Origin of the sequence: Vibrio sp. 2092 (assembly GCF_033339635.1) — a bacterium.
In the GTDB taxonomy this organism is placed as follows: domain Bacteria; phylum Pseudomonadota; class Gammaproteobacteria; order Enterobacterales; family Vibrionaceae; genus Vibrio; species Vibrio alginolyticus.
Genome location: NZ_JAWOUY010000004.1, coordinates 336,889 through 363,115, shown reverse-complemented (window position 1 = coordinate 363,115; position 26,227 = coordinate 336,889). Strand labels below are relative to the sequence as shown.

At 43.8% G+C, this 26,227-nt stretch carries 24 protein-coding genes; 16 read left to right on the top strand and 8 right to left on the bottom strand.

Features of this window, described 5'->3' with window-relative positions:
- Entirely contained in the window at window positions 1-1,323 is a 1,323-nt protein-coding gene (locus R7P80_RS10215) for an ATP-binding protein (protein WP_182039584.1), read from the top strand.
- Here the strand turns inward: R7P80_RS10215 and R7P80_RS10210 are convergent.
- Window positions 1,304-1,960, bottom strand: coding sequence for a pyridoxamine 5'-phosphate oxidase family protein (locus R7P80_RS10210; protein WP_064369367.1), 657 nt, complete (start codon window positions 1,958-1,960; stop codon window positions 1,304-1,306). The genes R7P80_RS10215 and R7P80_RS10210 overlap by 20 nt on opposite strands.
- 100 nt (window positions 1,961-2,060) lie before the next feature.
- Here R7P80_RS10210 and R7P80_RS10205 point away from each other — a divergent pair, with 100 nt between their 5' ends.
- The gene (locus R7P80_RS10205) at window positions 2,061-3,506 is read left to right on the top strand and encodes a PLP-dependent aminotransferase family protein (RefSeq protein WP_225491546.1); all 1,446 of its coding nucleotides are present in this window, start codon (window positions 2,061-2,063) and stop codon (window positions 3,504-3,506) included.
- Here the strand turns inward: R7P80_RS10205 and yjeH are convergent, their stop codons facing one another.
- Entirely contained in the window at window positions 3,507-4,769 is a 1,263-nt protein-coding gene (yjeH, locus tag R7P80_RS10200; RefSeq protein WP_017635168.1) for an L-methionine/branched-chain amino acid transporter, read from the bottom strand. It abuts the gene before it with no gap.
- A 327-nt stretch (window positions 4,770-5,096) separates the two neighbouring features.
- Between yjeH and R7P80_RS10195 the strand changes: the two genes are divergently transcribed.
- The 3 genes from R7P80_RS10195 to R7P80_RS10185 all read left to right on the top strand — a co-directional run bounded on the left by R7P80_RS10195 (window position 5,097) and on the right by R7P80_RS10185 (window position 7,231).
- A complete protein-coding gene (locus tag R7P80_RS10195; RefSeq protein ID WP_225491547.1) occupies window positions 5,097-5,552 on the top strand; it encodes an Lrp/AsnC family transcriptional regulator in 456 nt (151 codons plus the stop codon).
- Window positions 5,553-5,592: 40 nt separating this feature from the next.
- Window positions 5,593-6,507 carry a LysR family transcriptional regulator gene (locus R7P80_RS10190; protein WP_017819875.1) on the top strand — a complete coding sequence of 305 codons (915 nt, stop codon included), beginning with the start codon at window positions 5,593-5,595 and terminating at the stop codon, window positions 6,505-6,507.
- 109 nt (window positions 6,508-6,616) lie between these two features.
- Window positions 6,617-7,231: a LysE family translocator gene (locus R7P80_RS10185; RefSeq protein WP_005373611.1), complete on the top strand. Its 615-nt coding sequence runs from the start codon at window positions 6,617-6,619 to the stop codon at window positions 7,229-7,231.
- Window positions 7,232-7,373: 142 nt separating this feature from the next.
- Here the strand turns inward: R7P80_RS10185 and R7P80_RS10180 are convergent, their stop codons facing one another.
- Both R7P80_RS10180 and R7P80_RS10175 read right to left on the bottom strand, forming a co-directional pair.
- On the bottom strand, window positions 7,374-7,595 hold the full coding sequence (locus R7P80_RS10180) for a hypothetical protein (protein WP_021035939.1): 222 nt from the start codon (window positions 7,593-7,595) through the stop codon (window positions 7,374-7,376).
- Between the two features lie 240 nt (window positions 7,596-7,835).
- Window positions 7,836-9,269, bottom strand: coding sequence for a glyceraldehyde-3-phosphate dehydrogenase (locus tag R7P80_RS10175; protein ID WP_025767937.1), 1,434 nt, complete (start codon window positions 9,267-9,269; stop codon window positions 7,836-7,838).
- Between the two features lie 615 nt (window positions 9,270-9,884).
- On the opposite strand from R7P80_RS10175, the gene R7P80_RS10170 reads away from it, so the two are divergent.
- Window positions 9,885-12,521 (top strand): ATP-binding protein, encoded by a 2,637-nt coding sequence (locus tag R7P80_RS10170; RefSeq protein ID WP_158173409.1) that lies wholly within the window; start codon window positions 9,885-9,887, stop codon window positions 12,519-12,521.
- Between the two features lie 74 nt (window positions 12,522-12,595).
- Here the strand turns inward: R7P80_RS10170 and R7P80_RS10165 are convergent, their stop codons facing one another.
- Window positions 12,596-13,933, bottom strand: a complete 1,338-nt coding sequence (locus R7P80_RS10165) for an MATE family efflux transporter (RefSeq protein WP_005385628.1) — start codon at window positions 13,931-13,933, stop codon at window positions 12,596-12,598.
- A 121-nt stretch (window positions 13,934-14,054) separates the two neighbouring features.
- Window positions 14,055-14,369: a DUF496 family protein gene (locus R7P80_RS10160; RefSeq protein ID WP_005373603.1), complete on the bottom strand. Its 315-nt coding sequence runs from the start codon at window positions 14,367-14,369 to the stop codon at window positions 14,055-14,057.
- A gap of 241 nt (window positions 14,370-14,610) precedes the next feature.
- Here R7P80_RS10160 and R7P80_RS10155 point away from each other — a divergent pair, with 241 nt between their 5' ends.
- From R7P80_RS10155 to R7P80_RS10120, 8 genes are all read left to right on the top strand, one after another.
- A complete protein-coding gene (locus tag R7P80_RS10155; RefSeq protein WP_031777159.1) occupies window positions 14,611-14,814 on the top strand; it encodes a hypothetical protein in 204 nt (67 codons plus the stop codon).
- 165 nt (window positions 14,815-14,979) lie between these two features.
- Window positions 14,980-15,630 (top strand): YceH family protein, encoded by a 651-nt coding sequence (locus R7P80_RS10150; protein ID WP_054576121.1) that lies wholly within the window; start codon window positions 14,980-14,982, stop codon window positions 15,628-15,630.
- Entirely contained in the window at window positions 15,627-15,944 is a 318-nt protein-coding gene (locus R7P80_RS10145) for a GIY-YIG nuclease family protein (RefSeq protein WP_053304534.1), read from the top strand. The genes R7P80_RS10150 and R7P80_RS10145 overlap by 4 nt, the downstream gene beginning before the upstream one ends.
- A 331-nt stretch (window positions 15,945-16,275) precedes the next feature.
- The gene (locus R7P80_RS10140) at window positions 16,276-17,373 is read left to right on the top strand and encodes an autoinducer 2-binding periplasmic protein LuxP (RefSeq protein ID WP_104980502.1); all 1,098 of its coding nucleotides are present in this window, start codon (window positions 16,276-16,278) and stop codon (window positions 17,371-17,373) included.
- Window positions 17,373-19,949 (top strand): quorum-sensing autoinducer 2 sensor kinase/phosphatase LuxQ, encoded by a 2,577-nt coding sequence (gene luxQ / locus R7P80_RS10135; protein WP_017635176.1) that lies wholly within the window; start codon window positions 17,373-17,375, stop codon window positions 19,947-19,949. The genes R7P80_RS10140 and luxQ overlap by 1 nt, the downstream gene beginning before the upstream one ends.
- 295 nt (window positions 19,950-20,244) lie before the next feature.
- A complete protein-coding gene (gene slyA / locus R7P80_RS10130) occupies window positions 20,245-20,700 on the top strand; it encodes a transcriptional regulator SlyA (protein ID WP_017635177.1) in 456 nt (151 codons plus the stop codon).
- Window positions 20,701-20,735: 35 nt separating this feature from the next.
- A complete protein-coding gene (locus R7P80_RS10125) occupies window positions 20,736-21,794 on the top strand; it encodes an HlyD family secretion protein (protein ID WP_017635178.1) in 1,059 nt (352 codons plus the stop codon).
- A gap of 12 nt (window positions 21,795-21,806) precedes the next feature.
- On the top strand, window positions 21,807-22,844 hold the full coding sequence (locus tag R7P80_RS10120) for a DUF2955 domain-containing protein (protein WP_017635179.1): 1,038 nt from the start codon (window positions 21,807-21,809) through the stop codon (window positions 22,842-22,844).
- Between the two features lie 2 nt (window positions 22,845-22,846).
- Here R7P80_RS10120 and R7P80_RS10115 read toward each other — a convergent pair whose 3' ends face one another.
- On the bottom strand, window positions 22,847-23,509 hold the full coding sequence (locus tag R7P80_RS10115) for a flagellar brake protein (RefSeq protein WP_213972230.1): 663 nt from the start codon (window positions 23,507-23,509) through the stop codon (window positions 22,847-22,849).
- A gap of 94 nt (window positions 23,510-23,603) precedes the next feature.
- On the bottom strand, window positions 23,604-24,530 hold the full coding sequence (locus tag R7P80_RS10110; RefSeq protein WP_054729663.1) for a DMT family transporter: 927 nt from the start codon (window positions 24,528-24,530) through the stop codon (window positions 23,604-23,606).
- A gap of 148 nt (window positions 24,531-24,678) precedes the next feature.
- Here R7P80_RS10110 and R7P80_RS10105 point away from each other — a divergent pair, with 148 nt between their 5' ends.
- Entirely contained in the window at window positions 24,679-25,134 is a 456-nt protein-coding gene (locus R7P80_RS10105; RefSeq protein WP_005373581.1) for an Lrp/AsnC family transcriptional regulator, read from the top strand.
- Between the two features lie 5 nt (window positions 25,135-25,139).
- On the top strand, window positions 25,140-25,763 hold the full coding sequence (locus R7P80_RS10100; RefSeq protein ID WP_005373579.1) for a class I SAM-dependent methyltransferase: 624 nt from the start codon (window positions 25,140-25,142) through the stop codon (window positions 25,761-25,763).
- The last annotated feature ends 464 nt before the right edge of the window (window positions 25,764-26,227 follow it).

The window sequence follows — 26,227 nt, the reverse complement described above, 5'->3', positions numbered from 1 at the left end:
ATGTTTTCCCTGTTTACTCGTCTATATGTGGGGTTAGTAACTGGCCTTGCGCTGACTGTTGCTTTGTTTCTCTTTATGGGGGAAGAGTACATGCGCAAAACAGAAGTCGGTGTTTTTTTGAGTGATGGTGCTTATTTTGTCGATCAATACATTGAGCAACGAGGCACTCCGGATTCTCTCTACAAGAAGTTAACCGAAAACGGCAAGCAAGATTTCTTTATCTTTGATTTAACATTGGTTGAAAACTGGGACGGATCACCGCCTTGTCGAGATTGTAATCTGTTGTACCGAATGCAAGGGATACCTGTTTATCTTATTGACGGCAGTACCTATGCTGCGGTATTCCCTTTGCCTAACACTTCGAAGAGTTTAGTTTTCAAAGAAAAAACGGACTTCTTTAGCCCACACGTTGATTGGAATGAAGATTCTGAGATTGTATTTATACTTACTCTGCTTTTGGTTGTTGTATGCAGTTTAGGCATTATGGTTTACATACCTGTACGACGTCTTGACCGCCAAATTCGGCAATTAACGGCTGCGCAACAACAATTTGGTTCTGGTGAGTTGAATACGCGAGTCGATCTAAAGCAATTTTCGCAACCCGTAAAAGAGCTCGCCCAAGGCTTCAACTGCATGTCTGAAGAGATTGAGAGACGAGTGCGCCAAACACACATCTTTACTCAAGCTATTCCTCATGAAGTGCGCACTCCGCTGAGTCGTATTCAGCTAGCGACGGATTTAGCTCGACGCACGAGTGGTGAAATGCAGGCAGAGTTACATGACGATATTGAACGATACGTTGATGTCGTGACGGATTTAACATCCGACATCGTCATGCTGTCTCGCTTGAGTGTGAAAAACCACTCATGGATCGATTCTGTTGAAACCATGGAACTGCCACTTTGGTGTAAAAGCCGCATGAATTACCTAGGCTTAGAGTCCGCCATGTTGAGAGCAGAAAATGAACTCGCGAACCGATTGATTCACTTTCAGCCTACTTTGGGTAACCTCGTCCTCGATAATTTACTGCAAAACGCCAAGCGTTACGGTGAATCCTGCGTTGAGGTGACGATTCGAACGGTAGCGGATTGCTGGAGCATCGATATTGAGGACGATGGTCCGGGCATCCCTGAGGCGATGCGAGAAGAAGTATTTATGCCATTTTCGCGCTTAGACAAAAGCCGCAACGCCGACATGAAAGGCTTTGGTTTAGGGCTTGCCATCGCTACCAGTGCAGCGCGGCAACTGGGGTGGGAGCTTTCTGTCGGCGAGAGTCACTTAGGCGGCGCACGTTTTACGGTGCTTATTCCTGCCAACGGTTAGAGTAGGCACTGCGGTAGTCTGGCTCTGCGATACCTTCATACAAATCGTCACAAGCTTGCAGCGGACCTACGACGGTTTGGTAGGGTAGGACACCTGCCCAAACAGGGATGTCCATGTCTTCCGCATCGTCGTTGACGCCAAAATTGCTGATTTTCACCGATGCTTCTGTGAGTGGAATACGCAGCAGCATGGTGGCTTTGAGTTCTTTTTCATTACTCAAACGGATTTGTTCTGTTCTCCCCGGAGCGATCTGTTCAATAAAGTGATTCAGCAACCTGTCTTTCTCTTGGTTATCTTCCACCACCTCAAACTGGCCAAAGACCACAGCACTGCGATAATGCGCACTGTGGTGAAACGCACTTCGAGCCAATACCCAACCATCAAACAAAGTAAAGGTTAAGCACGTTTGCACTCCTTGTTTGAGTGAGCGTAACAGTCGACTGTTGTTGGCACCATGGATATACACGTAATCATCGACACGCCATGCCAGCATAGGGATGACCACAGGGCCTGACTCGTTGGTTATCGCAATATGAGCGATTAGGCTTTCATCTATGATGGCGTGCAGTTTGCTAACATCAGAGACGGCTTTATGTGCGCCTTTCTTAATTTCCGTTCTATTGGTGTTGGATAGCATTTTCTCTCCTTGCTTGCTCACGATTACGAGCGATTTATCCTCATTCTTTGATTGCAATGTAGCGTTTAACTGGTAGCTTAAAGAGAGCCAGTTTTAACTAATGGATGGATCCAGTTTGTCTTTGATTGATATCGGTGACCTACATTTAAAAGACAGTGAAGGAACGCGTCAGCAAGCGTTGTTTTTGGCTATTCGTAAGAAAATTGTTCAAGGACTGTGGGTGAAGAATGGGAAGCTGCCTTCTACGCGGAAGCTTTCACAAGAGCTTAATCTAAGTAGGAATACCGTGATTTCTGCCTACGAACAGTTAGTGGCGGAAGGGTACTTGAACAGCCAAAAAGGTTCTGGCTTTTATGTTGCCGTAGAACTGCCAGAGCAGTACTTGCCTGAACCTAGTTCAGTTCAGAGAGACTCATCACCGAAAGCTCACTTTGATATCAACCGCGCATTTGCACCGGGTGTGCCGGATTTGGACGCATTTCCGATGGCGCAATGGCAAAAGTTACTCACTCGCCATATGTCTCGTACTTGCTTGTTGGGGAATCAAGATATTCAGGGTAGTTGGGCATTGCGCTGTGCTTTAGCTGACTACCTCGCATCAAGCCGTTCAGTGAATTGTTCTCCAGAGCGCATTATTATTACCTCTGGGGCGCAGCAAGCGTTGTCGATTGCGACGATGGTAGTGCTCAAACAAGGTGATAAGGTTCTGATGGAGCAACCAGGTTACGCGCAAATGCGGAAGTTGATTCAGTTCCAAAACTATCAATTTGAGCCTTTGTTCGTAAGAGAGACATTAGGTTTTGATGTGGAAGCGGTGACCACAAGCGATGCCGATGCCCTGTATATCACCCCAAGCAATCAATATCCGATGGGCACCACACTCAATACTGAGCAAAGAGGGAAGATCATCAACTGGGCAGTCGAACAGTCACGTTGGATCATCGAAGACGATTATGACAGCGAATTCCAGTTTGCTCATCGTCCCTATACCAGCTTACAGGGGCTAGCGGCTCAAATGGGTCGAGATGAGCGTGTGTTGTATGTGGGTTCCTTCAGTAAAGTGATGTTTAACGGATTGCGGCTTGGCTACCTTGTAGTTCCTGAACGTTTAGTAGAGCAATGCTTAGTGGTTAAGGATGCGTTAAGTGGTGATTCGCCGACGCATACACAAGAAGCATTGGCAGATTTTATTACTGAAGGTGGGTTATTACGTCATATTCGAAAAATGCGTCGACTGTACAAAACTAAGCATGAACAGATGCATTTATCCATTCAACAGCATTTTGGCGACCATGTTTGCGTCGTTAGCCAAGCGGCGGGGCTTCATATTACGTTGAAATGGCAAGACGGTATGGATGAGCTGCGTTTTACGAAACTAGCAGAGCATGAAGGGATCATCTTGCGACCTTTGAGCTATTATGAACACCCAGATTTTCAAGCACGTCACTGGCATGGTGCCGTGCTTGGTTACGGCAATATCGCGTTAGAGAACATAGACGCTGGTATCCAACGTTTAGCTCACATATTTCGAAATGGGAAGCGATGACTATTCAACTACACGTGTTTGTCGCTTATGTCGCCACTGTTTCCAAGGCAGTAAAAGTAGAGTAAAAATGCCAAGTGCATAAAACATTGACCAGCCTAAACATATAAAAACACCGGTACAAAGCAGTAGGGACAGTCCCGCAAGTGTTTTACCAAATCCTCGAAGCAATTTGAAAGCGGCTAACATCGCCAACATGTAAACCAGAACGAATACACTGTTTGCGAGTTTTAGGAAAAACTCCAGATCGAGCTGTGATAGGGTTCCTATCACACAAGATATCAATAATATACCGCCAACTAATATGGTGGCTGAGAAAGGGACACCACGACGTGAAATCTTGGCTAGTGGACTAGATGGACGATGTTCCCGAGCTTGAGCCCAGACCATTCGCGCTAGGCTCTGTGTGTATAAGTTAACGCTCGCGAAACAAGCGGAGAAACCTATCAAGCTGATTATCCATTTGGCTCCATCGCCTAGTAGTTGGGCACTAAGCCAGGGGATGGATGCGTTATCAAATTGAGCGTTACCATACGCGCCAAATTTTAAAATAACGACAGAGCATGCCCAATAGGTAGCCCCTGCTACAAAACAACCGACCACAATGGCAATAGGGAAATCTCTTTGAGGGTTTTTGAACTCTTCCCCCATGTGGGCAAAAGCCTCTATGCCAACAAAACACCAGAACATCACGCCTAACGCTGCGGTAATAGGCCAAATTGACTCTTGTGTGATGGCGGGCATCACAAGATCGGCGCTGTTAACGTCGCCTTTCCATAAAAATGCGCCAACAAGTGCGAAGACACTCAAAGCAATAAGAGTTTGTAAATGACCTGATGATTTTGTGCCCATCAAGTTGACGAACACAAGAAGTACTACCGTGAGAACTTGTGCAAACAGATTGTTGCTAATAGGCTCTGGCAATATTTGTTGTAGGAAGCCTGCGGCGAGTGCAATCGCGGCCGGAACCCCTACCGGAATGACACTAACAAATAGCCAAGCGACACTACTTTCCAGTTTGGCGTTAAAGGCTTTGCGTACAAAAAAGGCTGTTCCGCCCGCGTTGGGGTATCGTTTACCCAGTTGAGCAAAAGTCAGCGCAATAGGACAAATCGCGATGAACAATAAAATCCAAGCCCATAGTGAAAAATGGCCAGCTATACCTGCTGCGATAGCCGGGATCATAAACAGCCCCGTTCCCATTAATGTGGTGGATAACTGTGCGATACCTGATGTGAGTGAAATGTCTTTTTTGAGCTCTTCCATGCGAATTGATTCATCCAATGTTATGAGGTTTATTACGAAAAAGCTTGTGGCTTCTGGTTATTTCGTTTTATGTGTTTAAGCGATGCTATTTATGTGCTGAGTACTTAAGTTGGGAATTTGATTTCAATGTGTTATCTATTTTCTGTTGAAATGGATAACAGCACTCATCTCATGCCCGCCAAATAGCATATCCAAAATGTTAATAACAAAATGATTTACTAAACCGTCAATATGACGGTTGTTTTAAATAATTCCAACAAAATGTTGGTTTCTTATGCAGTTAGAATCGGTATAGAATGAGAAAAATAAGGAAAGCTTGGTAACGGTATGGACAAGTTTGATCATAAGATTATGGATCTGCTCAGGCACAACGCTCGGCTGTCGGTGACTGAAATTGCGGATAAAGTAAACCTTTCTCGTTCTGCGGTAACGGCCCGTATTCGTAAGCTAGAGCATGACAAAGTGATTCTAGGGTATCACGCTGAAATTGCGCCTTCGGGTGGGGATTCGATTTGCGCCTATTTTGCCTTAAAGTTCGATAAATCAACCTCTACGTATTATTGCGAATCATACGCGGACGAGTTATACAAAATTGATGGCGTAAAATGGTGTCATGCGATCAGCGGTGAGACGGACATGATGGTTTTTGTCGAAGTGCCTACGATGGCTCGCTTGAACGAAATCAGAGATCAAATTCAACGATATCCAGAGCTTCGAAACCTGATGACTCATACCGTCTTAGCTGAATTCTTTAACACGACTGGGAACCTGTTTGTGAAGTGACCATGAATGGATGCCATGTTGAAAACCCTTCAGAGCGAATATGTTAAACAACATTAATTTGAATCTACTTAGATCCTTGCATGTACTTTTAGAGGAGTGTCATGTCAGCCGGACCGCAGACCGTTTGCACATTACGCAGTCTGCCGTCAGTCGACAGCTTGCACAATTGCGCGATCTGTGTGGTGACCCACTGCTTATTCGTCAAGGTAATCAACTGATACCAACGCCACGAGCAATAGCGTTAAAATCAAAGCTTGATGCATTACTGGCTGAGTTTGACCATTTACTCGATGACCAACCTTTTGAGCCGCGGCAGTGGCAAGGTGAGCTTGTTATTGCTTCTAGTGACTACGTGGCGCAATACGTATTGCCCGATATTGCCTCTCACTTGGGTGAACAAGCGCCACAGTTAGATATGGCGTACCGACTGTGGCAACCCAACTTTCTTGATAAACTTCATGAGACGGGCATCCATATCGCGTCTTCTATGTATCCAGAAAAACCACAGAGTGTGTCGAGCGTTAAAATTGGTGAGGATTCATCAGTTTGTTTGATGAAATCTTCTCATCCGTTAGCAAAGCAGGACCAGATCAGTATTGAAGACTTGATTTCATATTCACACATCAAAGTGACTGGCGGCGGAGACAAAGATTCCTACACTGATTTAGCATTGAAAGAGCTAGGGCACACCCGCCACGTTACCTTTAAGGTTCCATTCTTCTCTGCTGCGATCAATCGCTTAGTTGCAAGTGAGCACCTGATGGTGGCTCCTGAACATATTGCCGTTAACCTCGCTAAGCATTGGGACTTAACCCATAAAGCATTACCACTCGAAACACCTATTCATCAATATTGGTTAATGTGGCACCCCAAATACGACACGGATCCTGCGCATAAATGGGTGCGAGAAGAGATTCGCTCAGTAATGCAAATTTCTGAATATTCCATTCGCTAATACGTACACCGTTTAGCTATGACTTGAAGTCATGATTAGTATGAATAACTTTGATTTCTAATTATACCTCTTCCGTTGATAGAGTGAGCGTCAAAGAGGGGAGATTCTTATGACACTAACAGTTTGGTTATCACTTTTTACCGTGTGTTTATTAGGGGCTATGTCACCAGGTCCCAGTTTAGCTATTGTCGCTAAGCACTCGTTGGCTGGTGGACGTATCAATGGATTAGCTACGGCTTGGGCTCATGCGTTTGGCATTGGTATATATGCGTTTATTACCTTGATTGGGCTCGCTGTTGTTTTGCAGCAAAGCCCGATGCTGTTCAAGACGATTAGCCTTGTGGGTGCGGCATATCTTGCGTATTTAGGGTTTAATGCTTTGCGTTCAAAAGGTGGTGTGGCTGCGAAGTTGGAGTCAGGTGAGGAAACAACGGTAATCCAGTCTGCGCGAGAAGGCTTTTTTATCTCGATTTTAAGTCCCAAAATTGCTTTGTTTTTTATCGCATTATTCAGTCAGTTTGTCGCGCTCGGTAATGATTTGAGTAATCAGATGATCATTGTTGCCACGCCGTTTGTTGTGGATGGGCTTTGGTACACCTTTATTACCCTAGTGCTATCGAGCTCTAAAGTCGTTGACAGAATTCGCTCTAAGGCAGTGTTGATTGATCGTTTGTCAGGGGTAGTACTCATGCTGCTGGCTCTTAGAGTGGTCGTAACGGTATAGACAAGCTCGCAAGACAGAAATACTAAAAGCAGCCCGTGTGGCTGCTTTTCAAAAAAGCACCCTGCCATTTTAAGGACAGGGTGAAAGCAAGAAGTTTCTCAGGAGCGGTCTGGGGAGAGAAACTCATCTAAATCTTATTTACTTACCGGCGAACCTCTTCAAATTCACCTTCAATCGCATCTGCTTTACCTGTATTAAATTCATATTCTTCGTGCATTTCTCTCTGCATTTTCTTGACGCGATTTTCAATACGCTTGCCGGTAATTAATGCTGCGATGGTCAACGGAATCGCAATGATCAAGCTAAATACTAACGTAAAAAAGCCGGTAATCAGTGCTAGTGCAGTTACAATAATCCGATTCATAATCATGACCTCTCTGTAATTTATGTGCTCAGATTAATGCTGTGAACATGAACAAAACATGAATGCTGACGTTTACTTTGTCCGGAGAGTGTCAAATGAATGAAACGAAAAAACGCCTGAGAGTGATCAGGCGTATAAACGGGGAAAAATATTAGTAATGCGCATGGCGCTTATTATTTAGAACAAATATGAGATATTGTCCGCTACGCTATGTGGTTAACGTTGTGGAGCAAAGTTCACCTATCGAGGGAATGTTTGGTAACGAACACCCATCATTTGTTCCATACAGTGCACAACTTGGCAGCTGTAACCGAATTCGTTGTCGTACCAGATGTAAAGTACACAACGCTTGTCTTGTGCGATAGTCGCTTGACCATCTACGACGCCTGCATGACGAGAACCAACTAAGTCAGTTGATACAATTTCTGTTGAATCGGTGTAGTCAATCTGTGCCGAAAGCTCAGAGTTCAACGCCATTTCACGCAAGTAATCGTTCAGTGAATCACGGTCTACGTCTTCACCTAAGTTTAGATTAGCGACTGCCATAGATACGTTTGGTGTCGGTACGCGAATCGCGTTGCCTGTTAGCTTGCCTGCAAGCTCTGGCAATGCTTTAGCAACTGCTTTTGCCGCGCCTGTTGAAGTCAGAACCATGTTTAGTGAAGCACTACGTCCGCGACGGTCACCAGAGTGGAAGTTGTCGATCAAATTTTGGTCGTTTGTGTATGAGTGCACGGTTTCAATATGGCCAGAAAGAACACCATATTTATCGTTCAGAGCCTTAAGGACTGGCGTGATTGCATTTGTTGTACAGCTTGCCGCAGAGATGATGGTGTCATCTTCTTTAATTACCGACTCATTTACACCGAATACAACGTTTTTGATGTCACCTTTACCTGGTGCTGTTAGCAGTACTTTCTCTGCGCCTTTACACGCTAAGTGTTGGCTCAGGCCTTCAGAATCACGCCAAACACCTGTGTTATCAACAACTAGCGCGTTATTGATACCGAAAGCTGAGTAATCCACTTCGCTTGGGTTATTTGCGTAGATGATTTGGATGTAGTTGCCGTTAACGATCAGTGCTTTACGCTCTTCATCGATAACAATGCTACCGTTGAACTGACCGTGAACTGAGTCACGACGCAACAAGCTAGCACGCTTCTCCAAATCGCCTTTTTTACCGCCACGAACCACAATCGCACGTAGTCTTAGTGGGTAACCTGGACCACTTTTCTCAATGAGAAGGCGAGTAAGTAGTCGACCAATGCGACCGAACCCGTAAAGAACCACATCACGCGCTTTCAATGAAGAATCTGCGTCGCGAGCGCCATCAAGTGCAGTGATAAGGAAATCGTTTAGAGAGCTTGTATCGTCATGTTCATTCCAGTACATAGTTGCCAATTGGCCAACATCGACACGGCATGAAGAAATGCTCATTTCACAAAGCGCTTGAATAATAGGCATCGTGTGCTCAAGCGAAAGTGGGTTACCGGTATAACGTCTTGCAACGCGATGAGTTTTGAGAATGTCTATAGTAGTAGCATTAATAAGCGTTTTACCAAACAGAACCACTTCGATTCCTTTTTGACGATATAGCTTACCAATTAGAGGGGAAATAGATTCAGCAATCGTTTGGCTAGTTTGCCAGTCTTGGAGATATTTCTCTGGACTCATTGTTGTATTAGACCTTTCACGTTTTGGGGGCTAACCATACTCTCTGCTGTTGCCTCTTCGGCAGCGTGCAAGAGTGTGGTGGGTTATGTAATCGGGTTGTAATAGTTATGTGTGCGGATTCTAAGGTCAGAGTCCTTATTCTGCTAGGAAAATTAAATCCAGTGTAAAACACTACTTAAGGGGACGTTAGTGGTGGATTAATGTGACTAAAGCAGTGGTTTTCACGTATTGACATTTAGAAAGTAACTTACTTTTTTTGCGATGATAACGTTTGCTTTCAAATTAGTTTTGTTGACAAAAATGGATATTTTGCATTTTTGTGTGATTTGACTCGATAAGGCAACTCAATAGGTAAACATACAATAGATGATTTCCTGAAAAGTGATGCGACTCTTAGTTGTGAGTGAAACTTTATTGTTTGCATCCAACTTTAAGATCAAAAAATATGACTTGAATCACAATTGCCACTTCATTAGCCGATGATAAAACACTCACAATAACCATAATCTAGGTAGGTGAATGTTGTTTGAAAGTAACAATGTCGTATATGCCTTTCAATGCAAGAAACTAGTCTAATATTAAATAAACGGATGAAATCAACCATTAGGCTGATGGATGTTGAGATTATCAATAAAAACACGCTTAGCACTCCTCGCACTATTACCCGCTGTGGTAATAGTGGTGTTTGCAGTTCAGCAGTTTTCTGATAATGCGTTGCGCGTGAGCCGTCTCAATCAAACGGTTAGCAATATTCAAGGTTTCCAATTGATATCCAAGGCCTCCCACTTTATTTACTCCATAGAGAAAGTACGCCGACAGCCTGATCTTCAAGTCTCTGCAGCCATTAATATTGAAGAACAAGGTGAAGTTATTTCTTCTTTGCATCAAAAGTTTGTGAGTAACCCTAATACTGCTGAGTATGCTGATGAACTGAAAGAAGCCATGCTGGGGGTATTGTCAGGTAGATTGAGTGAGATGGACGACCTGGGTGATTGGGCATTTCAACAGCTCCAAAATATGTCGCGCTCTTTGTTGCAAAATCATCAATGGTATGGCAGTGACGATGGCATTCGCATGCAAAATTTTATTGCCTACCTTGCTCAGCTCTCTTTTTGGACACAGAAAGAAGCTTGGCTGACGAACCGTTTAGTCCAAGACCCTAAGAGTCGGCTAAGTCAAAGCATGTTTTATCAGGCGATTGACCGACAGCAGCAAAATTTGGATGCGTTTTTAAACTTAGGTGGGTCATACGAGCAAGTGGATAAATTGCTTGGCTTGTTTACTTCGCCGAGATATCAGAGAAACTTGGCGTCTCGCGGACAATTAATGTCAGGAGACATGTCACAAAGTGACTACGCCGCATATTTAAAAGAACTCGATTTTCGTGTGCAGCGCTTACAAGTGCTCATTGATGGGTTCACCAAACAAACTGAGCAGTCGCTTCTCACGCAGGTTCATGAACAAAAGGCCAATATAGCGGTGATCAGTTTTGGCGTTGCCTTAGTGGTTATCCTGCTTTGTTGGCTCGGATTTAGTACTTGGTTCCGAGTTAACAGCAAACTCGATGCGATCATTCACACTTTAAACGCGTTGATCAACTCCGAAGAGAAGCAAACAAAAGTCAAAGTTGATGGAAGTGATGAACTGACCATTTTTGCTCAGCAAGTGAATCGAGTGGTTGAAGAAATGCAGAGACAAACTGAAGAAATACTGCATGCAAAAGAGTCAGCAGTATCGGCTAATCGTGCAAAATCTGTGTTTCTTGCCAACATGTCACATGAAATACGCACGCCCCTTAACGGGATCATGGGCATGACAGAAATACTCTCTCAAAGTGAGTTGTCTTCGCATCAACAAGAAGTTGTTGATGACATTGACTCCTCATCTCAAACACTGCTTACTTTACTTAACGATATATTGGATCTCTCTAAAATCGAGTCTGGACGATTGGAGCTGTCACTAGTAGAAGCGGATATCCGAGAAGTCGTGTATCAGTCGATGATTTTATTCCAATCCAAAGCAACATCTAAACAGCTAAAGTTAGGTATTAATTTAGCTGAAAATATCCCCATTCGCGTGATGGTCGATGATCATCGTGTCAAACAGGTCGTTACGAATCTGGTATCGAATGCGGTTAAGTTTACCGAAAGTGGGCATGTATGCGTTGATGTTAGTTATGAGGAGTTACTTGAGAAAGAACGTGGAGTGCTGACGTTTAAAGTAGAAGATACCGGAATAGGCATTGATCAAGATAAGTTAACCACGATTTTTGAACCCTTTACTCAGGAAGATGAAGGAGTGTCGAGGCAATTTGGCGGCACAGGGTTGGGTTTGGCAATTTGTTGTCAGCTTGTGTCGATGATGGGGGGCAAGCTCGTAGCAACATCTACAAAAGGAGTGGGCACATGCTTTGAATTCTCGATTGAGGTTGAAGCAATTCCGGTGTTTGGCTGGCGTTCGGAGGTGATTAATAAAGGGCTTTTGATCTGCTCAAATTACGACTACGCCGACCAAGTATTAAAAGAGTGTCGCTTAGCGAAAATCAATCTCTTTGGTGTTAATAATGTGAATGAAGTGCAAGCGATAAATGATGACTTTGATGTCATATTTCTGTGCCACAGTAACGACGCTAATACCGATGAAATCTTGGATAATCTATCATTTAATTACGATCTTCGCCGTGTGATTATTTGCCAGCATCATTTATCCACTCCCTACGAAAATGCAGAAAAAGTACATGCCGTACTCACATTACCTTTCCTTGGCAATCGATTTAAGCATGTCATTGATGATTTAGCTAAGGTTGAAAAGACTATATCAAGTGACAATGTCACCAATAATGTTGTCAGCTCTGAATATCGAGCGTCGCGCTCTCATCGGAGGATCTTAATTGCGGAGGATAACTTGATGAACCAGAAAATAGCGAGTTTCTTTCTGGATAAAGCAGGTTATGACTATTTGATAACAAGCAACGGTCAAGAAGCGTTAGAAGCCATCACAAAGGGAGAAGAATTCGATGCAATTTTAATGGACTGCATGATGCCCGTGATGGATGGACTGACCGCGACGAAAGAAATTCGTCGTTGGGAAAAGAAAGCAGGACGTGAAAAAACGATGATTATCGCACTCACTGCGAGTGTTTTGGAAGAAGACATCCACAACTGTTTTGCGGCAGGCATGGATGCTTATTTACCTAAGCCGTATAAATCGAACCAGTTGTTTGAGCTCTTTAGTGAATTAAAACTCGCCTAGCTAACATTTCAACTTAGACAAGGTGTCAAAACGATTAAGCCCCATTTCAGGGGCTTAGTTCTGATTATTCATCGTTACGCGTTGGCTTGAGCGCCTGCGAGTTTGCGTATGGTTTGGCGATAGGTTAGGTATGCGGAAACACCAGCTAACAGGTTGCCGATACAAGCGCCTAAGAGTAAACCTCGGATTCCATCCATTTGAGCGCCAACCCACAAGCACGGTAGGAAAAAGACAAACAAGCGCAGCGCTGAAATAGTGAGCGCGGTGTAAGATTTGCCTAATGCATTACAAAGAGAAACCATTAGCATACAAACCCCTAATGAACCCAAACTGATCGGCACTATCAGTAAATGCATTTCCAAGACTTGCTCCACTTGCACATCACTTGTCATCAATAATGCGAGTGGGTTTGCGACGGCAAATGTAATGGCAGCAATCAAAAGTTGGAAACCTAGAATGAATTTTACGGCAATACTGACGAGCCTTTGGATATCTTCATAGTTCTTTGCTCCAAGTAAGCGTCCAACCATTGGAGGCATAGACATTGTCAGCGCCAAGACCGAAACGATAGCAAAGAACTCATAGCGTGAACCAAGCGCCCAAGCGGCGACTGCTGCGGTTCCAAAGCTTGCCAATAATTTTGTTGCTAGCATGGAAGACAACGGTGGCAGCAGTTGGCTAATCATCGCAGGGCCCATAATGTTACCGATAGATGCAACACTTTTGGCTACGTTAAGATCTTGCCATTGTGTCGTTGCCCAGTGATTCTTTTTCACGCGAGGAGCGACGACTAAAATACCAAACCCAAAAGCGACGATGGTTGCTATTGCCGCTCCGTTAATACCCAAGTCAAACGTGAAAATAAATAGCGGATCGAGTACAAGGTTCACGCCGCTGGTTATCATCATCATTGTGCCAGGTAACATTGTATTGCCATTAGCTCGGCAGATACTGTAATAAAAATACAAAACCGCACCAGTCCATGAGCTTAATAACCACCAAGGCCAGTAACTGTCGATTATCGGCATAACAGATTCTGGAGCGCTTAATAGAGCTAAAATGGGGTAGCGCAAAAGCCAAATTAGCCCGCCAAAAATAGCGACACCAATTGAGCCGATCATCAATACCAATCCGCCAAGTTGTTTGGCATACCGACTTTCATTCGCCCCAAGAGCTTTAGAAATGACCGCTGTCGTTGCGATCCCTAGACCGACTTGAATGCCGATAATGACCATTTGCAAAGGCAGAGTGAAACCTTGAGCGGCTAACGGTAAAACGCCGAGCTGACCGATAAACGCGCTATCCACAAGCTGAAAGCTCATTAAAGACAGAACACCAAAAAGCATTGGCCAGGTCATCGTAAATAATTGTTTTGCAAGCGTTGGTTGTGTACTTGTCGTAGTTGAAGACATAGAAAGCTGAATGCGTTAGGAATAAGAGTTAGATTGATTGTACACGGCGGTTAGTTTAGAGACAAAAATAAACCCCGAGGAAGATATTCTTGCTCGGGGTTCGAAAATCTAGCTTACGCGTTTATTTTTTGCCGCTAGTTTGCTTGTCTTCTTCAGTCAGCTCACGAATGCGACGGCTGATGTCACGACGTGCTTTAGAGATCTCAGCGCTTTTAATGATGTGGTCATCAACACGATCTTCATAGTCTGCTTTCATATTTTTGATGATTGCGACGATTTCATCGTGAGTCATTTCTGGTTTGATGTAGTCTAGAAGGTTTTCTAGAAGATCAACACGTTTACGGTTATCACGAACTTTCTTCTCGTTATCAAGAAGCTCACGTTTTAGTTTGTTTTTACGACGAGCTTGGTTAACGATTTCAAATACGCTACTCATAGTTCTCTTTCCTAATTTTATGAATATCTTCCTCGATTAAAGCACAACATCCAGTGGCATAACAGTCTTTAGATCAATAGCAATGCAGAGTTGAACATTTCTCAACCAATTGCGCTGTGTCCATATAATCGTGCTGCTTTCTTCGAGTTTTGGCCAACATCGTAGAATCCATCGATTCATTGTCATAACGTGGCCTTCACTATATTATCAACACCATTGAATGCAAAATGATGAACTTGATATGGACTCTGGTAACACTGCGGAGCAAGTAAATAGTCAAGATAATGAGCAAGTCACTCGCTCTGTGGCTGAAAAGTTAAAAACGGCGTATATCAACGCTCGCGAGCAACTCGAAATCATCGAAGTTGAGCTTAATCGTTCAAAAATAATGATGGTCGACCAAGATGGCAATTTGACGAGAGTGCCGATTCTCTCGGAGCATTGATACCTGACCCTATTCGTAAGGGGTGTCAGGTCTTACGCTATGCTTTAGCCTGACACCAACACCTGAACCGCTAACGCTTCTTGCACTGCTGTGTGAATTTATGGCGTATGATTTCGAAGCGATTTAGGTACAAAGTCAAATGCAAAAATAATAAGGAAATGCATTATGAAAGTTGAGCTAACGGCAATTGAAGCACGAGTTATTGGTTGCTTGATCGAAAAAGAAGTCACTACCCCAGATCTTTACCCCCTCAGCCTAAACGCATTAACCAACGCGTGTAATCAAAAAAGCAACCGTGATCCCGTGATGTCACTCTCTGAGTCAGACGTTCTCGATGCCGTTGATGCTCTTATTGAGCGCAGGCTCGTCAGTGACGAAAGTGCGTTCAACAGCCGCGTCAGCAAGTATCAACACCGTTTCTGTAATACGGAATTTGGTGATTTAAAGCTGACAGAGCAGGAGAAGGGCATTGTATGCTGTATGCTTTTGCGCGGTGCTCAAACACCTGGGGAAATTCGTACTCGTACTAATCGTCTCGCGACATTTCATGATGTAAAAGAAGTGGAAACGGTCCTTGAGCATTTAGCAAGCGAAGAGAAAGGACCATTAGTGGTCAAATTACCACGTGAGGCTGGTAAGCGGGAGTCGCGTTATATGCATTTGTTCTGTGGTGATGTTGATGCGTCCGAACTTGCAGCGCCTGTGTCTGCTGCAATCTCGAGCTCCGATCGAGTAAGTCAGCTAGAGCTCGAAGTCGCTCAGCTGAAAGAAGAGCTGGATGAATTAAAAGCTAAGGTTGAGTCACTGCTTTCATGATGGAAAATACAACGCAGCGTTGGAGTGTCTATCTGATACGAAATAACCGCAACGCGTTGTATTGTGGTGTTACCAATGATGTTGAACGAAGATTCAATCAGCACCAAACCGGAAAAGGAGCGAAAGCTTTGAAGGGAAAAGGCCCTTTGGTATTGGAATGGTCATCGGATTTTGAGTCAAAGACGCTTGCCATGCGAGCAGAGTACTATATTAAGCAACTAACTAAAGCGAAAAAAGAGCTGCTCGTTATGTCAAAAGCAAATATTGTCGTCGACGAACATCAACAAATGATGTTAGAGATAGTGGCACTCTGATAAGCCCTTGCTACGCAAAGATACACGGAAACCGCCCATGTCACATTGGCGGTTTCTTTTTGTTTTTGGAGTACCATGTAGGAATAAACTGACGCATAATGGGCTGGTGTTCTGTTTACAGGTCCTGAATATGAAAAGCGCGAAATGTCTTTGCGTCATCGAGATAAAGGAAGCGACTCAATGTACTTTCATTTGCATCCACTCAGACCAAGAACCAATTTACTATTGAAACAGACACTAAGAGGAAGGTAGATTACAAGAGTATAGGATGACTCGGCTAGGTAATGAATAGAGCTGAATTAGGCTCATAAAAAAGCTAAAAGAGCAGTAGATGAAAAAAGCGTTAGTATTCTCCCTGATTTCAATGGCCGCTTTTACGCCGAATGTGCAGGCCACCCAAGTTCTTAATGGGTATTGGGCATATCAAGAATTTTTAGACCAGTTTCCACAACAGAAGCAGCTAACTAGTGCGTTGGCTGAAGTGGTAAGAGAAACCCCTGTACCCGTAGCAAAAGACAAAAAGCGTCCACTGAAAATTTCTGTTGTTTATCCAGGGCAGCAGATCTCTGATTATTGGATTCGAAACATCGATGCGTTTGAAAAACGCCTAGATAAGCTTGATATCGACTATCAACTAAATCAAGTGTTTACTCGTCCTAATGCAGATATAAAGCAGCAAAGTTTGTCTTTAATGGAGGCGCTGAAAAGCAACTCCGATTACTTGATCTTTACTCTAGATACCACAAGACATCGTAAGTTTGTTGAGCATGTCTTAGATTCAAAGAAAACCAAGTTAATTTTACAAAATATCACCACACCTGTTAGGGATTGGGAACATCATCAGCCGTTTCTTTATGTTGGTTTCGACCACGCAGAAGGAAGTCGTGAATTGGCCGTTGAGTTTGGCAAGCGTTTCCCTAAACATAGCCACTATAGTGTTCTCTACTTCTCAGAGGGCTACATTAGTGACATCAGAGGCAACACTTTTATCAACCAAGTGAACCGCGATAATCAATTTGAACTACAATCTGCTTACTACACCAAAGCAACAAAGCAATCTGGGTATGAAGCTGCAAAAGCCAGTTTGGAGAAGTATCCGGACGTTGATTTCATTTACGCGTGTTCTACCGATGTAGCATTAGGTGCTGTTGACGCTCTTAAAGAGTTAGGTCGTGATGATGTCATGATCAATGGTTGGGGCGGCGGTTCAGCAGAGTTAGAGGCGCTTTCTAAAGGGGAGTTAGACGTTACCGTTATGCGTATGAACGATGATACAGGTATTGCAATGGCTGAGGCCATTAAGTGGGATTTAGAAGGAAAGCCAGTTCCCACCGTTTACTCTGGTGATTTTGAAGTCGTTACCAAATCGGACTCTCCAGAAAGAATTGAAGCATTAAGAAAACGTGCATTTAGATACTCAGATAATTGATGACAACTACATCAAAAACAAGAAAGCGTCGCTCACTGTCGACGCTTATTACCAAAATAATTATTCTCGTACTTGCTCCGATCATTCTAGGCATCTTTGTTCAGAGTTATTACTTCTCGAAGCAGATTATTTGGCAGGAAGTCGACCGAACCAAGCAGCAGACCTCTGCCCTGATCCTGAACATTTTTGATAGCCATTTTGCAGCGATTCAGATTCATCACAACAGCAATTCGAAAAGTGATGTTGTATTGGATTTTTATACAGAACGTGATGAAGAGGCACTCAATTACTTTTTCATGAGTATTGACCAGAGTGATCCTTCCCATACACCAGAGTTTCGTTTCCTAACCGATCATCAAGGTATTATTTGGGACGATGGCAACGCGCATTTCTATGGCATCAACAATCTGATACTTAGCCGACTTGCCAGTCAGGTGACCTTTAGCAACAACTGGTATTATCTACCCTCACAGACCCCGATGGGAACTCGCCATCTGTTACTTCGTCGCGTACCCGTTTTACAACCTAAAACCGGTGAAGTGATGGGGTACTCTTACAATGTTGTTGTTTTAGATAATAACTTTGGGTTGATGGAAAGGTTAAAAAATGAAGGCAACGTCGACAATGTTGTGTTGGTCGCTAACAACACACCATTGGCAAGCTCATTAGTAGGAGATGAGGCTTATCAAATATTTGACGTACTCAAACGACGAGAGTCCCAGCACAAGCTTGACCAATTATTGATCATCAAAACCCCTATTGAGGTAAATGCCGCCGAGACTGACTTGTGCTTGCTTACTGTGCAAGACAATCAGAGCGTGGTGACATTGCAAATCCAACACCTGCTAGCAATGCTAGCCTCAGTTATCGGTATGGTCATGATTGCGCTAATGACTAAAGAATGGATCGAGAATCGAGTAGTTGAAGAGTTAGGATCCCTGATGGCATATACCCGCTCGGCTCGTGAAGAAAAAGGATTTGAGCGTTTTGAGGGGTCAGATATTGAGGAATTCGATCATATTGGTTCGACACTAGAAAACACTTTTGAAGAGCTTGAAGCACAAAAGCGCTCTTTCCGCGACCTGTTTAACTTTGCGTTATCACCTATTATGGTGTGGTCTGAATCGGGTGTGCTTGTCCAAATCAATCCGGCAGCACGCAAAGAGTTAGTCATGGAAAACGATGTTGAAACCATGCACCCAGTGTTCAAAGGTTTCAAAGAAAAGTTGATGCCACACCTTCGCATGGCGGCTCAGGGAGCTACGTTGACAGGCGTTAATGTGCCAATTGGAGACAAAGTATATCGCTGGAACTTATCGCCGATTCGAGTTGATGGAGATATTAGCGGTATTATTGTTCAAGGTCAGGATATTACCACGCTAATTGAGGCGGAAAAACAGAGTAACTTGGCGCGCAAAGAAGCAGAGAAATCTGCTCAAGCCCGTGCCGACTTTCTGGCTAAAATGAGCCATGAGATCCGAACGCCAATCAATGGAATTTTAGGGGTTGCTCAATTGCTAAAAGACTCTGTGGAAACAGAAGAGCAGAATAACCAAATTGACGTACTTCGACATAGTGGTGAGCACTTACTTGCTGTTTTGAATGATATTTTGGACTTTTCGAAGATTGAGCAGGGTAAGTTTAATATCCAAAAGCACCCGTTTTCTTTCACTGATACAATTCGAACGTTAGAAAACATTTATCGTCCTATTTGTGAAAGTAAAGGCGTCAACCTTGTCATTGAAAACAAAATAGATCCCAATGTTGAAATCTTTACTGACCAAGTTCGTCTGAACCAAATTTTATTCAACCTAGTCAGTAACTCAGTAAAGTTTACGCCCTCGGGTAGCGTGCGCTTGCATGCTGAACTTGAGCAGTTCTATGGCGCTGACAATAGCGTGCTGGTCGTGGAAATTACGGATACAGGTATCGGCATCGAGTCTGACAAACTCGACCAAATGTTCGAGCCTTTTGTTCAAGAAGAAGCAACAACGACTCGAGAATACGGCGGCAGTGGCTTAGGGCTGACCATTGTGAAGAGCCTCGTCGACATGCTGGAAGGTGATGTTCAAGTCCGCAGTCAGAAAGGCTTAGGAACGACTTTTGTCATTACAATGCCAGTGAAAGATCGTGAGCGAGTACTCACCCCTCTTGATTCGAGTTTGCGAGTTAAGCCAGGTGAACTATTTGCAGAGAGTCTCAAAGTGTTGTTGGTAGAGGATAACCATACTAACGCATTCATTCTAAAAGCGTTTTGTAACAAGTACAAAATGCAGGTTGATTGGGCGAAAGATGGGTTAGAAGCAATGGAATTCTTAAAAGATCATACTTACGATTTGATACTGATGGACAACCAACTTCCGCATCTTGGTGGAATTGAAACGACCAAAGAGATCCGACAAAAGCTAAAACTAGGCACGCCAATTTATGCGTGTACTGCTGACACCGCGAAAGAAACCAGTGACGCCTTTATGGAATCGGGTGCGAATTACGTGCTTCTCAAGCCGATTAAAGAAAATGCGCTCCATGAAGCATTTGTGGATTTTAAGCAGCGGTTCTTAGTTGAGCGAACATAAGGAATTGGCTCACTACGAGATAACCCAATTATTCATTATCTGAAAAGCACAACACCATGACAGTGGGTTGTGCTTTTTTGTATCTGACCCTTTTACTCTTATACAAATCAGACTTTATTGGTCTCGACGTTTGTTGTGTACATCGCTGCATTTCAAGTTCAAACATAGTGTTGTGTTACTTAGATTTCTGCCCCTTCACTGACACACCCAACGTGATTTCAATCACAAAAAGATATTTACTTAGCGTGCTAACTATTTTATATTACTTAGCACGCTAAGTAATTGAGTAGATCTTATGATTCAAGACATCAACAGTTTGCGAGACCTTTCTCTGGCTGAAAAATTATCTCGTGTTGCTCGTTTGTGGAAAATGGTTGCAGATCGCGAGTTAGAGCCTTTAAACCTAACGTATCCGCGTTGGACTGCGTTATGGAAGCTTTATCGAATGGGTGACAACATCAGTCAGAAGCATTTGGCTGAAGCGCTTGAGATCGAGTTAGCGTCGTTGATGCGAACATTAAAATTATTAGAAGAGCAATCTCTGATCGTTCGCCATTGCTGTGAACACGATAAGCGAGCACGTATTGTTAGCCTCACAGAAGAGGGGAAAACCCTACTAAAGCAAATGGAGGCTCGAATTCTTCAAGTTCGAAGCAAGCTCCTAACGGACATCAACGACCAGGAACTTCAGCAGCTTTCATTGATTCTTGATCAGATTGCTCACAATGCGCTTGATTCACTTAGCGAATAAGTCAGAAAACCGAATAAAAAGAGAAGTAAACGCCTATGACTCCAGATCAAAAATTCGCACGTTGGATCAAATATTCTTGCGTCGCGTTTGTCCTTGTCTTTGCCTATTTTCTAGTTGCAGATCTCGCCATGCCGTTGACGCCTCAGGCAATGGCAACGCGTGTGGTAACTAAAGTGGCCCCCCGTGTGAGTGGGCAGATTACGCATCTTTATGTTGCCAACAACCAAGAAATAAGCCAAGGCGATCTACTATTTCAGATTGATCCCCAGCCTTATCAGCTCGCCGTAGAAAAGGCTCAACTTAACCTTGAGCGTGTGATTCAAAACAACGAACAACTTGATGCTTCTATTGCTGCGGCAAAAGCAGACGTTGAAGCGAGCAAAATCGTGGCGGAACAAAAAGTTCGCGAAGCAAAACGTCTTAATACCCTGTTTCACCGTAATGGTACTTCGCAACAGCAGCGCGATGACGCACAGAGCAGTGCAACGGCAGCTAAAGCGAACTTACTGGCCGCACGTGCTCGTTTAAAAGAGTTGGAAGTAAACCGCGGTGATTTAGGCGCAACGAATGTGAATATCCGCGTGGCGCAAAACCAGCTAAAACAAGCGGAACTTAATCTGTCTTACACTCAAGTCTCGGCGGAACATGATGGCGTTGTCGCTAACTTGCAGCTGGAGACGGGGGCCTATGCGGCAGCTGGTACACCTCTTGTCGCTTTAGTCTCCGATGACGTGGATATCATTGCCGACTTTCGTGAAAAGAGTTTACGACACTTTAATCAGAACAGCCGTGCGTTAGTGGCTTTTGATAGCTTACCTGGTGATGTATTTGAAGCTCGTATTACGAGTGTGGATGCCGGGGTCAGCTCGGGTCAATTCGATGCGGATGGTCGCTTAGCAACACCAACTGACTCAAACCGTTGGGTGAGAGACGCGCAGCGCTTACGTTTACATTTAGCTATCGATGAACCTCAGCAGCGCGCATTTCCAGCAGGGGCACGAGCAACCGTGCAGTTGTTGCCAGAAAACTCATTATCTGGTTGGTTAGCGAGGTGCCAGATCCAATTCTTGAGTCTTCTTCATTATATTTATTAACGAGGAGGCGATATGAAGTTATGGGACCACCCCATGTCGGAAAACGACTTCCGTCAGTGTTTGCGCATTGCAACTGGTGCGACCATTGGTTTCACTTTATGTAAAGTATTTGGTTGGAACTATGGCGTATTCTTTACTGTAACCCCGATGCTGTTACTTGGAATGGTGCCAGTCATGAGTCTACATGCCGCACGACAACTGATTTTTTCAGCGGTTGTGTGTGGATTAGAAGTTGGTGTGCTTGGTGGGTTATTTGGTGGGCACCCAGGCATGATGACAATCATTGCATTCGGGTTGTTCCTGTATAAATTCGCCTGTATGTCAAAAGGGAGCTTATTCTTATTTGGAGCGAACAGCGTACTGAGCTTAAGCATCATGCTGCACTTTGCGAGTTATCCAACCACTGACTTAAATGACCTAATCTTTAGCAATCTGCAAGCGAATGTTATTTCAGTGATCGTTGCTTATGTGGTGACATTTTTGATTCCCGATGCGGAACCTCGTCAGCCACCAGCGAAACCGTCGCAGCCTAAACAGAGTCATCGCATGCGTCATGAAGCCCTTATGGGGGCGAGTATCGCTACAATGTCTTTCCTTGTATTCCAGCTATTTGACCTCAGTGACTCTATGTCTGCTCAGGCGACAACCTTACTTTTATTGTTTCCTATGCATTGGAACGGTGCTTTAGGGTATGCGCGAAAAAGAGCAATGGGGACCTTGATGGGGGTGACCTTTGGTATTGTCGGACAACTTGTATTATACGATTGGTCGGATACCTTATTGTTTATCGTCCCATTGCTTTGGATTGGGGCTATGATGTTCAGTTATATGCACGTGAAAGAGTCTAGCGGTTCGGGAGCCGGATTTGGCGGTTTAACCACATTAGGCATTTTGTTCGGCCAATATCTTACTCCGGATGGTGACTTAATGTTCAGTGCGCTGTATCGCGTGAGCAGTATTTTGTTTGCTATTGTTGCGACGCTGCTTGTGACCTATACGGTTCACAGAATACTCAACAGCTTTGAGGCGACGCGCTTTAGCGAGCAGTAAGTTCAGACGTTACTGGTTAGAAAGGATTGCTCCAGTAACTCTGTTTTTAGTTCGTGAGTCATCTCAATGGGACTGGCAAACTTAATTCCAACTACCCATCCCTTCACCAATTTCTTAATGTTGGCAATGACACATCGATTTTCTTCTCCGATATAGTGGCTTAACGGGCATTCGATGGTAACACTCTCACCCACGTTGAATTCGGGCTCAATCAAGGTTGATATACCAACACCTGCTAGAGAGAAATCGATAAGGCTACCGTCGTAGACATTCCCTGCATGAATAACGTTACAGTCCATTTGCAACTTGTAACGCTCATGTTCTCGAACTGGTTTGGTTGCAAATGTTCCTGGAATGCGGATAAACAAAAGGGGGGATGGTCGAACGGTCGTCGTCAGTACGCTGGACTTAAACGCAATGACATGGCCTAACTCCGTATCTGATACACCACGCACGATGACATCGGCGTTGGGGAGTTTCCTCATCACTTGCTCTTCAAGCAAACGCGTTGGTATATCAAGAATCAAATAAGCATTTTCTTTCATCCCAAGATAGGTGGTGGAATACGTATATTGATCCTTAGGCCCAAATTCTAAATTAGTAGAAAGTTTCATTCCCGGTTTGAGAAACCTATGCAGTTCATCTTTACTATGAGTGGCTGGCATCACATTGGCGTTTTAATTATTAGTTAAGCTGAGGCTATCAAAACGCCATTTTGTTATTCAAGATAGTAAGGCATAAGTTTTTGTAAAATCATCGCTATCTGTGAAGTGGTGGGCGATAAGTTTGGTTCATTCCACCTTTCATAAAGATTTGGCTTGCCACAATACTGCCGCATGTGACCAACATCAGCGCTAACCAAGTGAGAGAATCTGGTTGTTCACCAAAAATTGGAACGGCAAGAAGTGTCGCGACGACTGGAGTTAATGAACCAAAAGCAGCGCTGGCTTCGGCACCGATGATCCTAATTGCATAAATGAAAGTGAAAGAAGCGATTAAACCTGCGCCAACACCTTGTAGCATCGCGTGGCCAAATAACTCCTCCCATGGCCACTGGCTGAACGGTGTTACCACCAAATAACTGTCTACCCACCCGAAACCAACGGCGATGATGAGCAGAGCCAAAGACGCGATTGCAACGAATCCTGCACAGACGTGTGCATTAAGATTGGCGACACGAGCGCTGATGGTGAAAGCAGCCCACATGATGCTGCCAGTTAGAAACAGGATATGCCCTTGCAACTGAGACCAGTTGTACTCTGCGCCGCTATTCGAAAGAAGAAAAACAAAAATGCCTAACAACACCGTAGAAAGCCCGATTAAGCGGTGAGCACTCAGCGACTGTTGATAACAAAGTACCGCGATAGCAGAAACAAACAATGGCAAAGTGCCAGGTACTAATGCACTGCCGTGCGCCACGGGAGCGAAATGCATAGCCGTTCCGACGACCAGAAGATAGGGAAGGCCGCTTCCAACCACAACACTAACCAGGTAGCGTTTAGGCACGACGCGCAGCGACTGTTTATGCTTAATCACAAATGGTAATAAAATTATACTTGGGATTAGAAAGCGAACTAACGCGATATCGGCTGGCTGCAAGGCAGAAATTGCGCCCCCTTTTAAAGAAATAAAGAAACCAGACCAAAGCAGTAAGGTCGTTAATATAGCTGCGTATCCCAAGATCATTATCGACATGTCCATTTGTAAATGATGTGTTAATTGTTGAATAAAACTCTTGCCAAAGGGAGGCAAAGTTTGACGTAATTAGGCTTGATGTTAGTGATAAATTGCGTATAAGTGTTAATTGTTAGTGATTAAAGGCACGGAAGAATAAATGGATAAAATTGACAGGCAACTTATCAACCTAATGCAGAAGGATGCCACTCTGACAACGGCAGAACTTGCTGATCAAGTAGGGCTATCGGCATCACCTTGTGCAAGGCGCATTAAGCGTTTGGAGCAGGAAGGTGTAATTAGTGGTTATCGAGCTATTGTGTCCAGAGACACTGTAGGCATCGCGATGACTGTATTTGTTGAAGTGAGTTTAAATAACCACCAAGCTTCTTCGATTGATGAGTTTGAACATGCCGTTGTTGAGATGGATGAAGTGATCTCATGCCATGTCGTATCAGGGGCCTATGATTACCTGTTAGAGGTGGTCAGCAAAGATCTTGCTGGCTATGAAACATTTACTAGAAAGTTACAGCGATTAGAAAATGTGAAAGATATTCATACCCACCTGGCGATTAGACAAGTGAAAGGAAATGGCAGTTTGCCGATTTATGCATAAGAAAGATGAAATTTTTCGATAGACTTAAGATTGCTCACTATCATAGAAAGAGATATAGGCAGTTTGGTAAAGACAGAGCCCGAACTCTGGGATGGGCAGATAAGTATAGTCAGATCAGCCGTTTTGAGGCGTTGTGCCGAGGGTTAACGTTAGACGGTTCAAGTATTTTAGATATTGGGTGCGGCTACGGAGACTTGTTAGCGTTTATCGAACTTACGGGGGGGCTTCCTCAAAGCTATATTGGCATTGATCAGCAAAAACAGTTTATCTCTGAAGCCAGAAAACGAGATTTTCGTACGCAAAGTAAGTTTATATGTGGCGACTTTTCAACGTTGGTATTGCCTCGTTGCGACTTTGTTTTTGCTTCCGGATCATTGAACTATCAATCCACCAACCCAAATCATACCATTGAAATGATTGATAAAATGTACCGAGCGACAGAGAAAGGTTGTGTGTTTAACTTGTTGGATGAATCCAAACTACCCAGCATGAAAATGTTAGCGTCGCACAATAAAGAAGGTGTCTTTCGCTATTGTCGGTTGCTGTGTCCGAATACACGATTGATTGAGGGATACTCCGAGCACGACTTTACGATTGCCATGATCAAAAAAGCGGAGTCCGTTTCCTGACTCCGCTTAATAAATTCTTAAGCCTTATTGGTTTTTGTATTGTGAGATTTCACAGTTACCTGTGTATCTATCAACCTTGAATGAGAACGCGGCTGAATGGTATTCCCTCCCATCACTCCATATTGTTTCTCCGAAGATTTTACAAAGATCCAAATCACTGATTGAACCGAACTCTTTTACGTGCCTAACTACTGACAAAAACTTGGCTTTGGTAGCATTAGGACATTCCCTGTTACTTAATCGATTGATAACCATGTTTGTAGCATCATCTCCAGCCAAATGTGACTTTTTATTAAATTTTATTAATGGCTAAACTAACCAAAAAATGTCCATAAGTAAAGCATTAATGTGACGTATGTCTCTATAAATTGATTGTCTTGGTCATGGTTTAGTCAAGTTTGTCAAAGGGAACAATCCCATTATTTACATTTGATATCGTTCACGACTAAGGAAAGATAAAAAGC

Bases quoted from the DNA above. Each gene is read 5' to 3' on its own strand.
- R7P80_RS10205 (WP_225491546.1), top strand. From the start codon at position 2,061: ATGGATGGATCCAGTTTGTCTTTGATTGATATCGGTGACCTACATTTA.
- R7P80_RS10110 (WP_054729663.1), bottom strand. From the start codon at position 24,530: ATGATCTTGGGATACGCAGCTATATTAACGACCTTACTGCTTTGGTCT.
- R7P80_RS10215 (WP_182039584.1), top strand. From the start codon at position 1: ATGTTTTCCCTGTTTACTCGTCTATATGTGGGGTTAGTAACTGGCCTT.
- R7P80_RS10210 (WP_064369367.1), bottom strand. From the start codon at position 1,960: ATGCTATCCAACACCAATAGAACGGAAATTAAGAAAGGCGCACATAAA.
- R7P80_RS10175 (WP_025767937.1), bottom strand. From the start codon at position 9,269: ATGAGTCCAGAGAAATATCTCCAAGACTGGCAAACTAGCCAAACGATT.
- R7P80_RS10155 (WP_031777159.1), top strand. From the start codon at position 14,611: ATGGACTCTGGTAACACTGCGGAGCAAGTAAATAGTCAAGATAATGAG.
- R7P80_RS10105 (WP_005373581.1), top strand. From the start codon at position 24,679: ATGGATAAAATTGACAGGCAACTTATCAACCTAATGCAGAAGGATGCC.
- R7P80_RS10180 (WP_021035939.1), bottom strand. From the start codon at position 7,595: ATGAATCGGATTATTGTAACTGCACTAGCACTGATTACCGGCTTTTTT.
- R7P80_RS10100 (WP_005373579.1), top strand. From the start codon at position 25,140: ATGAAATTTTTCGATAGACTTAAGATTGCTCACTATCATAGAAAGAGA.
- R7P80_RS10140 (WP_104980502.1), top strand. From the start codon at position 16,276: ATGAAAAAAGCGTTAGTATTCTCCCTGATTTCAATGGCCGCTTTTACG.
- R7P80_RS10150 (WP_054576121.1), top strand. From the start codon at position 14,980: ATGAAAGTTGAGCTAACGGCAATTGAAGCACGAGTTATTGGTTGCTTG.
- R7P80_RS10185 (WP_005373611.1), top strand. From the start codon at position 6,617: ATGACACTAACAGTTTGGTTATCACTTTTTACCGTGTGTTTATTAGGG.
- luxQ (WP_017635176.1), top strand. From the start codon at position 17,373: ATGACAACTACATCAAAAACAAGAAAGCGTCGCTCACTGTCGACGCTT.
- R7P80_RS10115 (WP_213972230.1), bottom strand. From the start codon at position 23,509: ATGCCAGCCACTCATAGTAAAGATGAACTGCATAGGTTTCTCAAACCG.
- R7P80_RS10120 (WP_017635179.1), top strand. From the start codon at position 21,807: ATGAAGTTATGGGACCACCCCATGTCGGAAAACGACTTCCGTCAGTGT.
- yjeH (WP_017635168.1), bottom strand. From the start codon at position 4,769: ATGGAAGAGCTCAAAAAAGACATTTCACTCACATCAGGTATCGCACAG.
- R7P80_RS10125 (WP_017635178.1), top strand. From the start codon at position 20,736: ATGACTCCAGATCAAAAATTCGCACGTTGGATCAAATATTCTTGCGTC.
- R7P80_RS10190 (WP_017819875.1), top strand. From the start codon at position 5,593: ATGTTAAACAACATTAATTTGAATCTACTTAGATCCTTGCATGTACTT.
- slyA (WP_017635177.1), top strand. From the start codon at position 20,245: ATGATTCAAGACATCAACAGTTTGCGAGACCTTTCTCTGGCTGAAAAA.
- R7P80_RS10160 (WP_005373603.1), bottom strand. From the start codon at position 14,369: ATGAGTAGCGTATTTGAAATCGTTAACCAAGCTCGTCGTAAAAACAAA.
- R7P80_RS10145 (WP_053304534.1), top strand. From the start codon at position 15,627: ATGATGGAAAATACAACGCAGCGTTGGAGTGTCTATCTGATACGAAAT.
- R7P80_RS10170 (WP_158173409.1), top strand. From the start codon at position 9,885: ATGTTGAGATTATCAATAAAAACACGCTTAGCACTCCTCGCACTATTA.
- R7P80_RS10165 (WP_005385628.1), bottom strand. From the start codon at position 13,933: ATGTCTTCAACTACGACAAGTACACAACCAACGCTTGCAAAACAATTA.
- R7P80_RS10195 (WP_225491547.1), top strand. From the start codon at position 5,097: ATGGACAAGTTTGATCATAAGATTATGGATCTGCTCAGGCACAACGCT.